The organism is Pseudonocardia sp. CA-142604, assembly GCF_050948475.1.
Lineage (GTDB): Bacteria > Actinomycetota > Actinomycetes > Mycobacteriales > Pseudonocardiaceae > Pseudonocardia > Pseudonocardia alaniniphila.
Genome location: NZ_CP192045.1, coordinates 7,702,577 through 7,716,441, shown reverse-complemented (window position 1 = coordinate 7,716,441; position 13,865 = coordinate 7,702,577). Strand labels below are relative to the sequence as shown.

The 13,865-nt window shown below is 70.6% G+C and carries 14 protein-coding genes; 5 read left to right on the top strand and 9 right to left on the bottom strand.

What is annotated here, in order from left to right; all coding sequences use genetic code 11:
- Positions 1-15: 15 nt before the first annotated feature.
- Positions 16-1,095, top strand: coding sequence for a 1,2-phenylacetyl-CoA epoxidase subunit PaaE (gene paaE, locus ACQPZQ_RS34825; RefSeq protein WP_433299499.1), 1,080 nt, complete (start codon positions 16-18; stop codon positions 1,093-1,095).
- A gap of 41 nt (positions 1,096-1,136) precedes the next feature.
- On the opposite strand, the gene ACQPZQ_RS34820 is transcribed toward paaE, so the two are convergent.
- The 3 genes from ACQPZQ_RS34820 to ACQPZQ_RS34810 are packed head-to-tail and all read right to left on the bottom strand — an operon-like array spanning position 1,137 to position 5,689.
- Positions 1,137-2,147 (bottom strand): Ku protein, encoded by a 1,011-nt coding sequence (locus ACQPZQ_RS34820; RefSeq protein ID WP_433287990.1) that lies wholly within the window; start codon positions 2,145-2,147, stop codon positions 1,137-1,139.
- 46 nt (positions 2,148-2,193) lie between these two features.
- On the bottom strand, positions 2,194-3,018 hold the full coding sequence (locus ACQPZQ_RS34815; RefSeq protein WP_433287988.1) for a hypothetical protein: 825 nt from the start codon (positions 3,016-3,018) through the stop codon (positions 2,194-2,196).
- Between the two features lie 43 nt (positions 3,019-3,061).
- Positions 3,062-5,689, bottom strand: a complete 2,628-nt coding sequence (locus tag ACQPZQ_RS34810; RefSeq protein WP_433287986.1) for a PEP/pyruvate-binding domain-containing protein — start codon at positions 5,687-5,689, stop codon at positions 3,062-3,064.
- A gap of 157 nt (positions 5,690-5,846) precedes the next feature.
- On the opposite strand from ACQPZQ_RS34810, the gene hutH reads away from it, so the two are divergent.
- Together hutH and ACQPZQ_RS34800 are read left to right on the top strand one after the other, a co-directional pair.
- Entirely contained in the window at positions 5,847-7,454 is a 1,608-nt protein-coding gene (gene hutH, locus ACQPZQ_RS34805; RefSeq protein WP_433287984.1) for a histidine ammonia-lyase, read from the top strand.
- Positions 7,455-7,495: 41 nt separating this feature from the next.
- Positions 7,496-8,197, top strand: a complete 702-nt coding sequence (locus ACQPZQ_RS34800; RefSeq protein WP_433287982.1) for a hypothetical protein — start codon at positions 7,496-7,498, stop codon at positions 8,195-8,197.
- Here the strand turns inward: ACQPZQ_RS34800 and ACQPZQ_RS34795 are convergent.
- From ACQPZQ_RS34795 to ACQPZQ_RS34775, 5 genes are all read right to left on the bottom strand, one after another.
- On the bottom strand, positions 8,181-8,672 hold the full coding sequence (locus ACQPZQ_RS34795) for a DUF2127 domain-containing protein (protein WP_433287981.1): 492 nt from the start codon (positions 8,670-8,672) through the stop codon (positions 8,181-8,183). The two genes, ACQPZQ_RS34800 and ACQPZQ_RS34795, sit on opposite strands and share 17 nt — an antisense overlap.
- A gap of 166 nt (positions 8,673-8,838) precedes the next feature.
- On the bottom strand, positions 8,839-9,321 hold the full coding sequence (locus ACQPZQ_RS34790) for an SRPBCC family protein (protein ID WP_433287979.1): 483 nt from the start codon (positions 9,319-9,321) through the stop codon (positions 8,839-8,841).
- Entirely contained in the window at positions 9,318-9,650 is a 333-nt protein-coding gene (locus ACQPZQ_RS34785) for an ArsR/SmtB family transcription factor (RefSeq protein ID WP_433287977.1), read from the bottom strand. Before ACQPZQ_RS34785 ends, ACQPZQ_RS34790 begins: the two co-directional genes overlap by 4 nt.
- Positions 9,651-9,740: 90 nt before the next feature.
- Positions 9,741-10,496 carry a nucleotidyltransferase domain-containing protein gene (locus ACQPZQ_RS34780; RefSeq protein WP_433287975.1) on the bottom strand — a complete coding sequence of 252 codons (756 nt, stop codon included), beginning with the start codon at positions 10,494-10,496 and terminating at the stop codon, positions 9,741-9,743.
- Positions 10,497-10,702: 206 nt separating this feature from the next.
- Positions 10,703-11,245, bottom strand: a complete 543-nt coding sequence (locus ACQPZQ_RS34775) for a dihydrofolate reductase family protein (RefSeq protein ID WP_433287973.1) — start codon at positions 11,243-11,245, stop codon at positions 10,703-10,705.
- Positions 11,246-11,911: 666 nt separating this feature from the next.
- Here ACQPZQ_RS34775 and ACQPZQ_RS34770 point away from each other — a divergent pair.
- Positions 11,912-12,265 carry a DUF6092 family protein gene (locus ACQPZQ_RS34770; protein WP_433287971.1) on the top strand — a complete coding sequence of 118 codons (354 nt, stop codon included), beginning with the start codon at positions 11,912-11,914 and terminating at the stop codon, positions 12,263-12,265.
- Entirely contained in the window at positions 12,262-12,813 is a 552-nt protein-coding gene (locus tag ACQPZQ_RS34765; RefSeq protein WP_433287969.1) for a nitroreductase family protein, read from the top strand. Before ACQPZQ_RS34770 ends, ACQPZQ_RS34765 begins: the two co-directional genes overlap by 4 nt.
- A gap of 62 nt (positions 12,814-12,875) precedes the next feature.
- On the opposite strand, the gene ACQPZQ_RS34760 is transcribed toward ACQPZQ_RS34765, so the two are convergent.
- A complete protein-coding gene (locus tag ACQPZQ_RS34760) occupies positions 12,876-13,493 on the bottom strand; it encodes a DUF981 family protein (protein WP_433287967.1) in 618 nt (205 codons plus the stop codon).
- Positions 13,494-13,865: the final 372 nt, after the last annotated feature.

Sequence of the window (13,865 nt, the reverse complement as noted above, 5' to 3'; positions counted from 1 at the left end):
CGCGCCGACGACGTCGTGGCGCCCGCCGCGGGCGGTTTCCGGCGCCTGCGTGTGGCCGCCGTCGAGCGGCTGTGCTCCGACGCCGTGGCCGTGACGTTCGAGGTGCCGGAGGATCTGCGCGACACCTACGCGTTCCGCCCGGGCCAGTACCTGACGCTGCGCACATTCGTCGACCAGCCCGGGGGGCGGCGGGAGGAGCGCCGGTCCTACTCGATCTGCGCCCCGGCCGGTGGTCCGCCGCGGGTCGGGGTGCGGCGGGTGGCCAGTGGGCTCTTCTCCGAGTGGCTGGTCGACCGGGTGCAACTCGGCGACGAGATCGAGGTCGCCCCGCCGGCCGGCTCGTTCACGCCTGACCTGGAGCCGGACACCCACCACGGCCTGATCGCCGCAGGCTCGGGAATCACTCCCGTGCTGTCGATCGCGGCGTCGGTGCTGGGCGCCCACGCCGACACCCGCGTCACGCTGCTCTACGGGAACCGCCGCACCGACACGGTGATGTTCACCGAGGAGCTCGCCGACCTCAAGAACGCCTACGGCCCGCGGCTGCAACTCGTGCACGTGCTCTCCCGCGAGCCGATGGCGGCCGAGATCTTCTCCGGACGTCTCGACGCCGCGCGGCTGCGCCTGCTCCTGGGGGCGCTCGTCGACACCGAGGACGTCGACCAGTGGTGGCTCTGCGGCCCGATCGGGATGACGAGCGACGCGCAGCAGGTGCTCGTGGAGCTGGGGGTGGCGAAGCAGCGGGTGCACCGCGAGCTGTTCTACGTCGACGAGCCGCCACCGGAGCCGGTGCGGGACGGGCCGGTGGAGACCGGGGCGACCAGCGACGTCACCGTCGTCCTCGACGGACGCTCGACCACCCTGACCCTTCCGCGGCGCGAGTCCATCCTGGACGCGGCGCAGAGTGTGCGCGGCGACCTGCCGTTCGCGTGCAAGGGCGGGGTCTGCGGCACCTGCCGGGCGCGGGTCACCGAAGGCGAGGTGACCATGCGGCGCAACTTCGCCCTGGAGGACGACGAGGTGGCGGCGGGTTTCGTCCTCACCTGCCAGTCCCGCCCGGCCACCCCCACGGTGACGGTCGACTACGACAGCTGACCTTCGATGTCGCGGTCGGCACTACCTGCGGCGCGGACCGTTCACGAGGCCTTCCGTCCCTTCGCGGGGTTGGTTCCCGCCGCCTTCGCCACGGCCCGCTCCAGCTCGGCGCGGTTCATCGACGAGCGGCCCCGGACGTCGAGGTCGCGCGCCATCGCCGTCAGATCGGCCTTGCTGAGCTCGGAGAGGTCGCCGTCCGGCTCGGCCTTGCCTGCCTTCTTGCGGGCCGTGGTCGCCGCCTTCTTCCGGCGGCCGGCGTGCTCGTCCTTCCGGCCACCGCGGGCCTCGGCCACGCTGGCTTCCAGCGCGGCGATCAGGTCGGACATCGCCGTCGGCTCGGGCGGCTCCGACTCGGTGACGATCTCGCGGCCGCGGCGTTTGTCCTCGATCAGCTTCTCGACGCGCTCGGTGTAGGTGTCGCGGAAGTCCTCGGGGCGCCACGGCCCGCTCATCGACTCGATCAGCGACGTGGCCATCTCCAGCTCCTTGCCCTTCGCCTGCGACTTTCCCGGCAGGTCGTCCAGGTCGGCCGGGTCGCGGATCTCGTCGGCGAAGAACAGGGTCTCCAGCGCCAGCACACCCTCGTCGGCACGGACGGCCGTGAGGTACTCCTTGCCGCGCATGACGAACGTGGCGATCCCCGCCCGGTTGGTGCGGGCCATCGCGTCGCGCAGCAGGGCGTAGGGGCGGCCGTACTGCTCGTCGGCCGGGGCGAGCCAGTAGGTCTTCTGGAAGAAGATGGGGTCGATCTCGTCCAGGTCGACGAACGTGACGATCTCGAGCGTGCGGGAGCGGCCCGGAGCGATCTCCGCCAGCTCATCGGGCTCGACGATCACGTGGTCGCCGCCGCCGACCTCCTTGCCCTTGACGATGTCGGAGTACTCCACCTCCTTGCCGGTCCGCTCGTTGATCCGTTGATTGCGGACGCGGTCGGCGGTGCCGCGCTGGAACTGGTGGAAGTGGATCGTGTGGTCCTCGGTCGCGCTGAACAGACCGACCGGTATCGACACCAGCCCGAAGTTGATGGACCCCGTCCAGATCGCTCGTGCCATCCTCGCCTCCCGTCGTCCCCCGGCCGAGTACCCGATCAGCACCGCCTTAGTGCTGGTCGAGCCTGCGTTCCAGGTCCCGCACCCGCCGCTGTGCTTCGCGTGCCGCGCGGTCGGCCGCATCGACGTCCCGCTCGGCCGAGCGGGCTCGCGTGCGCGTGTCGCGCTCGGCCTTCTCCGCGGTCTCGATGCGGCTGCGCAGCTCGTGCAGCGTCCCGGCCGCGTCGTTCGCGGCGCGTTCGGCGTCGGTGCGCTCGCGCTCCGCCTTCTCACGGGCGGCGTCGGCGTCCGCGGCCGTGGAACGCGCCTGTTCGAGGTCGCGGCGCAGTCGCTCTTCCCGGTCCGGGCCGGTGTCACGGTCCTGCCGCGACGCCGGGGGCGTCGTCGTTCCCAGGAGGCCACCGGCCTCGGCGGGATCGAGCGCGGAGGTGAGCCTGCCGCCCGCGACGGCCTCCGCGGCGGCGCTGCTGTTCACCGCGGCGGTGAACGTGTCCTCCAGTTCGCGGGTGACTGCGTCACTCGCCGGGTTGCCTGCCGACCGGGCCAGCGCCCTCGCCTGCTCGACGAGCCCGTGCACCACCTCGTGGCGTTGCTGCGACAGCCTGCGCAGCGCCTCGCCCTCCAACTGGTCCTGCGCCGCGCGCAGCCCGTCCCCGAGGTCCACCAGCGCCCTGACCTCGTCGGGATGCTCGCGGGACAGCAGGTTGGCCAACCACGCCGCGGTCGACGGGCGGCGAAGGGCCTTGATCTGTTCGGCGAGCTTCTTGTCGCCGCTCTGCCGGGCGCGCTTCGCGGCGGTGTTTCGCGCAGCCGTGAACTCGTCGCGAGGCAGCGCGTAGAGCTCGTCGGCCACCGGGTCGAGGTCCGCAGCCATGCCCGGGAATGCCCCGCCTGCCCGCGGGCGAATCCGCGGAACGTCAGCTCGGTAGCCGGACCAGGCCCGCGGCGCCGTCCACCGTCACCTGCTGGCCGGTCCTGATCCTGGTGGTCGCGTCTGCGACCCCCACGACGGCGGGGATGCCGTACTCGCGTGCGACGACGGCTCCGTGCGAGTTCGGTCCGCCCATCTCCATGACCAGGCCGCCAGCGGTGAGGAAGAGCGGCGTCCAGCCCGGGTCGGTCGACGGCACGACGAGGATCTCGCCCGGCTCCAGGTGGGCGCCGACCGGGTCGAGCACCACCCGCGCAGGGGCGGTCACGGTGCCGGCCGAGGCAGGGGTGCCGGTCAGGGCGCCCTCGGCGTCGCCGGGCCGGGAGAGCGTCTCGGGCTCGGTCCCGTCGGACAGGAGCACCCGCGGTACGTGCCGACGGCGCAGCTCCCGGTCGTACTCCTCGCGGCGCTCGGCGACGGTGGCGCGGTGGTCGGCCCCCGCGAGCGCGGAGCGCGCCTCGGCGAGGTCGAGGAAGTACACGTCGGCCGGGTCGCTGAGCAGTCCACGTGCCGCGAGCAGTTCGCCCACGACCCGGAACTCCGCCCGCGCAAGCGCCAGCAGCCGGATCACGAAGTCCTTGTGCGTCTCGCGCATCCCGACGAGCTGGCGCACCCGCCGCAGCGCAACCCGGACCGCGAACGCCCGGACACGGGAGCGGCGGCGGACCCGGTCGACCGTCACGGCGACGGCGGCTTCGGCGGCCAGCGCACCGCGGGCGAACATGGCGTCCGGGGCGAGCTCGGGGTCGTCGAGACGCAGGTAGTTGGCCAGCACACCCAGAACGTGGGACGGATCGTCGGACCAGCGGGGCATGCCGAGGTCGATCTCGGCCACGGCGCGGTGCCCGTGTCGGGCCAGAAAGGCCTTGAGGCCCTGCTGCAGTGCGGGTGGCAGCGCGCCGTCGTGGTAACGGTCCGCCAGCTCGGCAGCCGGTGTGCCGCGCAGCGCCTCGGCGGCGCCTGCGTTGCCGCGCAGCCGCGTGGCCAGGGCCCAGAGTTCGAGGTCCATCTCCGTGGTGGTGTTGTGGGGCAGCGAGCGCAGCACCTCGTGCGAGGCCGCCGCGTCGAGATCGTCGCCTGCCAGCTTCCGCGCCACCGCGAGCATCGCCAGCCCTGAGACGAACACCGGCGCGACCCTCGGCATGATCGGGAAGAGCTGGGTCAGCACCCGCTGCACGTGGTTCAGCCGCTGTTCCGGGGCGGCGTCCGCCGGAAGCGCAGTGAGTGTGCGCAGCCGGCGGCCGATCCGGTCGACCCGCTGCCGCGCCGCGGCCGGGCGCAGCAGGGACAGGGCGAGGAGCGCCGGCACCCGGTGATGCACCAGCACCTTGGCCACCCGCCGGACGAACGGCCACCGTGACGTCGTGCGCACGGCGAGCGCGGGCTCGTCGAACAGCGCTCGGAGCACCACGGCCGAACGCGCCTCCATGACGTCGAACACCCGGGGGAGGATCGCCCGGCCGACCGCGCTGCGGACGCCCGGCGTGATGTCGGCGAACGCCCGCCCACCTGCCGTGACGAACGCGGGGGGCCCCGCGACCGGGTCGGCGATCGGCACGCCGAACGCGGCCGCGGGAACGGACGTGATCACCCGGAATGCCGACAGACCCATCGGGGTGATCGGCCGCGTCAGCCCCTGAGCGAGGCTGGCACAGAGGTACACGCGCAGGCCCTCGCCGGTCGGCTGGGGGATCGGGTGCAGCGTGGTGATCGGCCGCGACTGGGTGAGCCACAGGGCGCCGTCACCGTCGATGGCCCACTCGATGTCCTGCGGGGCGCGGTAGTAGGCCTCGACGCGCCGCCCGAGCGTGACGAGAGACGTGATCTGCGCATCCGTCAGGCTCGACCGGGCCGCTCCGTCGGCCCTGCTGACCTGCTCGGTGCCGCCCCCTGCCAGCGGCCGCACCTCGACGGCCTTGTCGCCCAGCCGGTGCTCGACGATCCGCCCCTCGCCCTCGACGACGATGTGGTCCGGGTTCACGGCACCCGACACCACCGCCTCGCCGAGACCAGGGCTCGCGTCGATCACGGTGTGGGTTCGCGTACCCGTCACGGGGTCGGCGGTGAAGAGCACGCCGGCGACCTGCGCGTCGACCATCCGCTGTACGACGACGGCGAGCCGCACCACACAGTGATCGATCCCCGCGTCGGCGCGGTAGCTCACCGCCCGATCGGTCCAGAGCGAGGCCCAGCAGCGGTGGACGGCGTCGAGCACGGCGTCGACCCCGACGACGTTGAGGAAGGTGTCCTGCTGCCCGGCGAAGCTCGCGGACGGCAGATCCTCCGCGGTGGCCGACGACCGGACCGCGACCGGGACCTTCTCACCGAGGGCCAGGTAGGCGCGGCACACGGCATCGGCGACACGTGCCGGCACGGGCGTCGCCAGCAGTGCGGCTCGGGCCCGCTCGCCGAGCCGCGCGTCTCCGTCGAGCTCGCTCTCCAGCCCGGCAGCGGCCGCCACCTGCGAATACGCCTCGGTGGTGACGACGAAGCCCGGCGGCACCGGGAACCCCGTGCGGATCAGCTCGCCCAGGTTCGCGGCCTTGCCCCCTGCTCTGGAGAGCTCCCGCGAGCCGAGATGGTGCAGGTCGACGACGAGCTCGTTCACGGCCATACCGGACGATAACGCCGAATTTCCGTGAACTCAACAGCTGTTGAATAATGTGCTACTGATCGTGATCATTGATCGATTCGCCATGAGCGGAGCGTGATCGGATCTGATGCACGAGTGGCCGCTGGCGCGCGCTGTGAGGTGGGTGTCAGATTGCGCGATGCCCGAACGAGTGCGTCACGAGCGCAGCCGATCCGAACGCGTCAACCACGACCCGTCATCCACCGATCCCGCCCCGGTCGTCGTCGGAACCGGGCCGGTCAGCCCGGACGAGATCCTCGCCGTGGCCCGGAAAGGGGCCGGTGTCGTTCTCTCCGCGGATGCGGAACGCACGATCGCCGAGAGCCGCGAGGTCATCGAGGCGCTCGCAAGCGATGTGCGGCCGCACTACGGGGTGTCGACGGGGTTCGGCGCCTTGGCCACCCGGCACATCCCGGCGGAACTCCGGGGGCAGTTGCAGCGCAGTCTCGTGCGGTCGCACGCCGCCGGCTCGGGGCCGGAGGTCGAGCGGGAGGTTGTGCGCGCGTTGATGTTGCTGCGCCTGTCCACGCTCGCGACCGGCCGGACCGGGGTGCGTCTCGAGACCGCGCGCGTGTACGCGGCGATGTTGTCGGCGGGGATCACGCCGGTGGTGCGGGAGTTCGGGTCGCTGGGATGTTCGGGCGACCTCGCGCCGCTGGCGCACTGCGCGTTGGCGGCGATGGGGGAGGGCGAGGTCCGAGACGCGGCGGGGGAGTTGCAGCCGGCCGAGCAGGCGCTGGCGGCGGCGGGGATCACGCCCGTGGTTCTGCACGAGAAGGAAGGGCTGGCGCTGATCAACGGCACCGACGGGATGCTGGGGATGCTGGTGCTGGCGTGTGCGGATCTGCGGCGGCTGTTGCGCACGGCGGACGTCGTGGCGGGGATGAGTGTCGAGGCGTTGCTCGGCACGGATGCGGTGTTCGCGCCGGACCTGCAGGCGTTGCGTCCCCATCCGGGGCAGGCGGAGTCGGCAGCCAACATGCGGGTGGTGCTCGCAGGGTCGGCGGTGATGGCGAGCCATCGGACCCCGGACTGCACGCGCGTACAGGACGCGTACTCCCTGCGCTGCGCACCCCAGGTGCACGGCGCCGCCCGCGACACCCTCGCTCACGCCGAGTCGGTGGCCGGTCGAGAGCTCTCGTCGGCCATCGACAACCCGGTGGTCACGGAGGACAAGCGCGTGGAGAGCAACGGCAACTTCCACGGTGCCCCGCTGGGCTACGTCCTGGACTTCCTGGCGATCGCGGTGGCGGATGTGGCGTCGATGAGTGAGCGACGCACGGACCGCTTTCTCGACGTCGCCCGCAACCAGGGTCTGCCCGCGTTCCTCGCGGACGACCCGGGCGTCGACTCCGGGCACATGATCGCCCAGTACGCCCAGGCGTCGATCGTGGCGGAGCTGAAGCGGCTCGCCGTCCCGGCCTCGGTCGACTCGATCCCGACCAGCGCGATGCAGGAGGACCACGTCTCGATGGGGTGGACGGCCGCCCGGAAGCTGCGCCGTGCACTCGACGGGCTGACGCGGGTGCTCGGGGTCGAACTGCTCACCGCCGCCCGTGCGCTGGACCTGCGGGCGCCGTTGGATCCCGCTCCGGCCACGGCCGCCGTGCGCGACCGGCTACGGGCCGAGGTGCCGGGTCCCGGCCCGGACCGGTGGCTGGCCCCCGAGATGGACGCGGCCGCGGATCTCGTGAGTACGGGAAGCGCCCTCGGCGCCGCGGAAGCGGTGACCGGCCCGTTGCGCTGATGCGCGGCCGGAATCGTCGCAGGCAGGGCAGACTCTCTGCGGTGGCGGACGAGGTGGACGGCGAGGGCGCGAACCCTCCGCATGTGACGCAACCGGCGTGGAAGCGACGGACGCGCGGGGAGCACCGATGGCCCGCAGCGGCAGCGGTGGTGGTGGCGATCGTGCTGCAACTGATGCTGCCCAACCCGGTGGTGCCGCAGGCCCGCTACGTCCTCCCGGTGCTCGAGGTCGTGCTGCTCGTCGGGCTGGTCGCGGTCAACCCCTTCCGCGTCGACGGCGAGTCAGCCGCGCTGCGAATCGGCGGCCTCGTCCTGACCGGGCTCGTCGTGCTCGCGAATGCGTGGTCGGTGGTGCTGCTGGTCGGGGAACTGGTGGCCGGCCGGCCCGAGACGCCGGCGCAGCTGCTCATCGGGGGCGGCGGGATCTGGCTGATCAACGTGCTGGCGTTCGCGCTCGTCTACTGGGAGCTCGACCGGGGTGGTCCGGCGGCGCGGGCGAACGCCGCACGTGATCTCCCCGACTTCCTGTTCGTGCAGATGCAGAACCCCGACTTCGCGCCGCGCGACTGGGAGCCTGCGTTCGTCGACTACCTGTATCTGTCCTTCACCAACGCGACGGCCTTCAGCCCCACCGACGTGATGCCGCTCTCGCGGTGGGCGAAGATGACGATGACGGTGCAGGCGGCCGTCGCTCTGCTCGTGGTGGTGCTCGTCGTCGCCCGGGCGATCAATGCCCTGTCCTGACCTCGCGGCGTAGCAGCATGTACTCGCGGACCACCATGATGATGATCAGGATGTCCACGGCTGCCAGCAGCGGCAGCACCACGGAGCCCGTGCGCACGGCCCGGTACAGCTCGTAGGCCACGAACACGCTGAGCACGACCGCCGCCACCGGGTAGGCGGGCATCCACCGTCGTAGCAGCGCCACCACCAGCCCGAGCTTCACCACGCCGTGCAGCCCGAGGTAGAGGATCACGAACGTGCGGTTGCCGGAAGCGAACTCCGCCGTGCCCGCCACCAGGTGGCGCGCGAGGAAGCCGTCGGGTGAGCCCACCAGATCGCGGCTGATCACGTCGGCCACCAGGTGGTTCACCAGTGTGGCGGGCACGAGCAGCAGCACGATCGCGCCGATCAGCTCGATTGCGCCGTCCAGGCCCTTGATGAACATCGCGAGGCGGAACAGCCGCTCGGTGCGGCGCGCCGCCGGGACGTCAGCCACGGCGGTGCACCGGCGTGCCCGTGATCACCTGCTCGAAGATCTGCATGGTTCGCCTCGCTCGCTCGGGGTCGACGCGGAGTAGCGCCGGTTCCAGCGTAGGTCGCACCCGTGCACGCGCTCGGTACCCGCTGGTCAGTACCTACACGGGCCGGCCTGCCGCTGTCGTTCAGAGCGACTTCGCGACCTCGACCAGCTGGTCCAGCGCCATTCCCCAGCCCTCGACGAACCCCATGTCCTCGTGGGACTTCTTCGCCGAGGCGTCGGCGTGGATCGCCGTGGCGATGTACTTCGTGCCACTGCCGGCGGGCTCCATGCTGATCACCGCGGTGAACGGGAAGCCGCCCTCGACGATCACCGGACGGAACCCGGGGCCCAGGCCCGAGGTGAAGACCAGCCTGGAACCCTCCTCGACCACGAGGATGCAGCCGCTGCTGGGGTACTCGTCGCCCTCCGGCGAGCGCATGGTGGTGTCGAACCTGCCACCTGGCTGTAGGTCGATCTCGCAGGCGGTGGTCGTCCAGGGCTTGGGGGCGAACCACTGCTTGAGCAGTTCGGGGGTGGTCCAGGCCTTCCAGACCAGCTCGGGCGCGACGTCAACGGTGCGCTCCAGCACGAGGTCGAGCTCCGGGTTCGGGGTGTAGGTCGTCATTTCTGCTGCTCCTTGAGGTGGTGGAGAAACGAGTCGAGCTGGTCGAGGCGCTGGGTCCACAGGGCGCGCTGGGCAGCGAGCCAGGTGCCGATGTCCTCGAGCGGCTGGGGCGCGAGCCGATAGGTCCGCACGCGTCCCTTCTTGTCCGACGTCACCAGGCCCGAGCGCTCGAGAACGTTCAGGTGCTGAGTGAACGACGGCAGTGCCATGTCGAAGGGACGAGCCAGATCGCTGGTCGTCGCGGGGCCCTGGCTGAGGCGCTCGACGACCCGGCGGCGGGTGGGGTCGGACAACGCGTGGAAGACGCCGTTCAGATCTGTGTCAGCCACGCCCTCCCCACCATCTCGTCGCTTAGGCATGTACCTAAGTATGTGGGCGCACGTCACTTAGGTCAACCCCTAAGTAACGGGAAGGTCCGACTACCGCCGGCCGACCGTTCCGATTTCGCGCAGCGGTCCCTGCAAGGTCTCGACGACGCTGGGGTCAGTGACCCGTAGCTCCGTCAGCAGGGCTTCCGTCGCTGCGCGGAGGGCCCGGGCGAGTTCGGCTGTGTCGAGGCTCCGAACGAATGCCTCGCCGATCGGACCGGTGACCTCCGGTGGTAACGCGTCCGCGCCCTTGGCGTACGAGGTGGGAAGCCCCAGGCGGTGACAGGCAAGGGTGATGGTGTGGTCGCGGACGGCACTGATCCAGTGCTCGGCCTGCCAGGGGGCGCCACGTTCGATGGCGATCCGGGCGTGCAGGACGTGATGCCAGGTCAGGCCGATGAGATGACCTGGATCGACGGATGGCACCGCTCGCCGCTCTGCCGGAGTGCCGAAAACAACCTGGAAACCGCCGTCGCCGACCGGACCGAAGTCACCGATCGGGGTGAACCCCAGATCGATCTCCAGCGGCCCGTCGAGGAGGAACGCGCGATAGATCTGCGTGCCCGGCCTGAGATCGAAGTGGTGGATCGCGCCGAGTTCGCGATAGAGGAACGAGCTCCAGTCGCCGAGCACCGCCTCCACCTCGACACCATCGGCAACCCCGACGAACAGGTCGATGTCCGACCAGCGGTCTTCTCGGCCGCTCGCCGCTGACCCGGTGATCGCGGCACCGACGATCCGCTCGTCGTCGCGGGCTCGCTCGAGTAGTTGCGTCCTTACCCGCTCGCGCCGATCCACCTCGAACATGAGCGAAGATCGTAGGGGGATCTCCCGGGGTGATCGGTTCTGACGCAGGCGCTCACTCCCGATGGGTGTCGAGCGTTCCGACGGCGGCAGTCCGTCGCGTCAGCGGCATAGACCCTGCTCGACCCGCAGCGTTCACACGCCCTGCTCGTCTACACCGCGGTGCCGGGCAGCGAGAGCTACGACAAGCTGCAACTGCTCTCCCGCAGCTACTTCCGCACGCGGAAGCGGAGCATCGTAACGGGACCCGACTGCGTGTTGCTGAACGGTTCCAGGTCGATCCTGCCGAGGCCCGAGGTCGAGAAACGCACGCCGTCGCCGAGCAGCACCGGCACGACATACACCAGAACCTCGTCGACGAGCCCTCGCTTCAGGCACTGACCGGCCATGTCGGCACCGAGGATCTCCAGGTTCTTCCCGCGTGCGGCGGCGCGCGCCGTGGCGACGGCCTCCCCGAGATCGCAGGTGAGGAATGTGACCCCGTGCTCCGGCTCGTCCGGCGGCCGGTGCGTCAGGACGAACACCGGTCCCCCGTCGTAGTCGGCGTCCTCGGCGGGCATCCGCTTGGCGACCTCGTGGGTGCCCCGGCCGACGAGCATGGCGCCGGTGGCCTGCATGACTTCGGGAAACAGATCCGCTTTCAGGTACTCGAAGATCCAGTCCATCTCGTTGTCGGGGCCGGCGATGAAGCCGTCCAACGACATCGCCCTGTTCACGACGACCTTGCCCATGCCGGCATCCGTATCGCTCATGCCGGTGGCGACCTGGCGCAGGTCACGAACTCATCGGTGCCGGCGGAAATCAGCGCGGCAGTCGGCCGGCGGTCCGAACGCGGACTTCCGCACCCGCCGACTGGTCCCCACCCGGGCGCCCTCACGCATCGACACCAGGCAAGTCACCCGGGCAGGGGCCCGTCATCCTCCGGCAGCAGGAGGTTGAGCGCGGCGCGGGTCGGCTGCGCCGTCCAGCCGTGGGGCCGATTGCCCCTGGATCTGGCTTCTCGCCCGCCGGGGTGTTGATCATCATTTCGGGGCCCGCGGCAGGGCATGACCCGGCTCCCGCCCCCCAACCGATGATCATGCAGAACCCGCTGCGCCCGACCTGTCGGAAATCGGCGGCGACCGGTCGCCCGCAGGGGATACCGAGCCGGTAGTCGCCGTTCAGCATGGGACGTGGTCGGGAACACGTGATCATCATTTCGGGCCCTGCTGCAGGGCGTGGCCCGGTTTCCGACCCCGAACCGGTGATCATGAGGACAAAGAGTCGGCCGTGGCGGCACAGCTCGCGGTCGTCGCTGGACAGTTGCCGAGCAGCCACTCGCAGGATCTCGGCCCCGTGGGCGCCGAGCGCGGGGGCGGATAGACGCGGTACTGGGAAGATGAGGGGCCGCGCTGCAGAGAGGCCCGCACGAGGAGGTCATGATGTCGGACGTTTCCAACGTGGTAGGCCGTGTGCCGCTCGTACTGGACGAGGACGAAGCACTCGAACTGCTGGCCTACCTCGTCACAGCCGCGCGGACCCAGGTCGACGAGGCCGCCGAATACGGCCCGATGCGCCTGCTGACGGCTGCCCGGCGCCTGGGAGCGGCGATCGCTCCGCGCGCGTCGGAGTCGACCGCGCAGTTCGTCACGGGGCCGCTGGTTGCAGCACCCGAGCTGGCCGTGCCGCGCGACGGACGGGACGAGTACGCCACCCGGCTCGACGAGCTGTGCCGCGCCCTCGGGGCGCACCTCACCGGCCACTTCGCCGGGCAGCCGGGAGCCGCGCCGTGACCGGGCAGGAGGACGCCGTGCTGGCCGCCATCCGCAGCCGCCGGGTGGTTCGGGCGATGAGCGGCGAACCGGTCGCCCGCAAGGACCTCGAGACGGTCCTGGACGCGGGCCGCTGGGCGCCGACCGCGGGCAACCGGCACCTGCAGCGTTTCGTGGCCACGGACGATCCCGCGACCCTGCGTGTGCTGCGCATGGTGTCGCCGGGCATGATCCAGCGGCCCGCGGCCGCGATCACGATCTGCACCGACCGCCGGCTGGCCGCGGAGTACGGCTTCCCGCCGGGCGCGGCGGGTCTGCACGTCGACGTCGGGACCGCCATGGCGACGCTCCTGCTCGCCGCACACGCGATCGGCCTCGGCGCAGGCCCGGTGAGCTCCTTCAGCCGAGCTGCGGTGGGCGAGGTGCTGGGGCTGCCGCAGGGTTGGGTGCCCGAGGTCGTCGTCTGCGTCGGCCATCCCGCCCCCGGTGGGCCGCCGCCGATGCGCCCGCAACCCCGCCTGACCTGGCGCGACCTGACCACCTGGGTGCCACCCGAGGATGGAGCGTGACCAGGTCCGCCGCCGGAGCCGGCAACACTGGAGCGTGCTGTGGGCTCACACATCGCCGGCCACTACCAGCGGTAATGCGCTCCGTTGGAGTTCTCCAGCAGCCCGATATGTGTTCTGTAGTTCAGAATGCTGAAGAGTAGGAAGAACGCTCCCGATAGCGTCCAGGACCACCGCATGACGAACCGGGCGGCAGTCATCTCGCTTCTCGGTGTGGCGAGACAGCCGGCGGCCACCAGGAGGTATGCCACGCCGAACGCGGGATTCTCCCAGCCGGGAAATCTGCTCGTGAGCGGCTCACCCGCCGGAGCATCGCCGACGAGATCGTAGGAGAATATCGCTGAGGCGATCGAAATCAGCATCAGGCCGATCGCGAAGACGATCCACATTACCGGCCGGAAGCGTTCGATCGTTGCGAGATCGAAGGCGGTGTCGCCTCGACGTAGCAACGAAGCCGCGCCGACAAGGGCCAGAAACCCGAGCATCACCGACGGCTCGAAGAATGCGATGTTGATCGGCGGCTTGATCGTGAGTGGCCACGTCAGGACACCTGCGACGCTGAACACGGTGAGCGGTGCACCGGTGACGAGAAGTGCAATCGAGTGTCCAGGGAAGACGACGCGCGGATACCGGCGAACAGCGTCCGCGACGATCAGGAGCACCAACCCGGCGCAGAAGCCCACGAGCGTGTTGTAGATTGTCATAAGCCTGTCCCTGAAGTCTGGAAGCGGTGGCAAGCGTTTGTCATGTCTCGCGGCAACTGCCGCGCGCCCGTCCACCTTCGGAGAGATGCCGCGCCTCGGTCTGCATGGCCAAGCGAGACCGTCGGATCCTTGTCGAGCTTTGCAACGCCACCTGCTGACGGGAGTCGGGACCTGTTCGAGAGATCGCCGGCATGAAGAATTCTCGTCGGAAATATCTCCCAATTCCTCGTCGGAGAACCCGAGGATCTGCACGGCTCGAGGCTAACCGTGCGGCAGTGCATGTCGCAAATTTCCCGCGCGCAGAATTGCTGCGAGATTGTCAATACCACTCGGGGGTCATCAGCGGCGAAT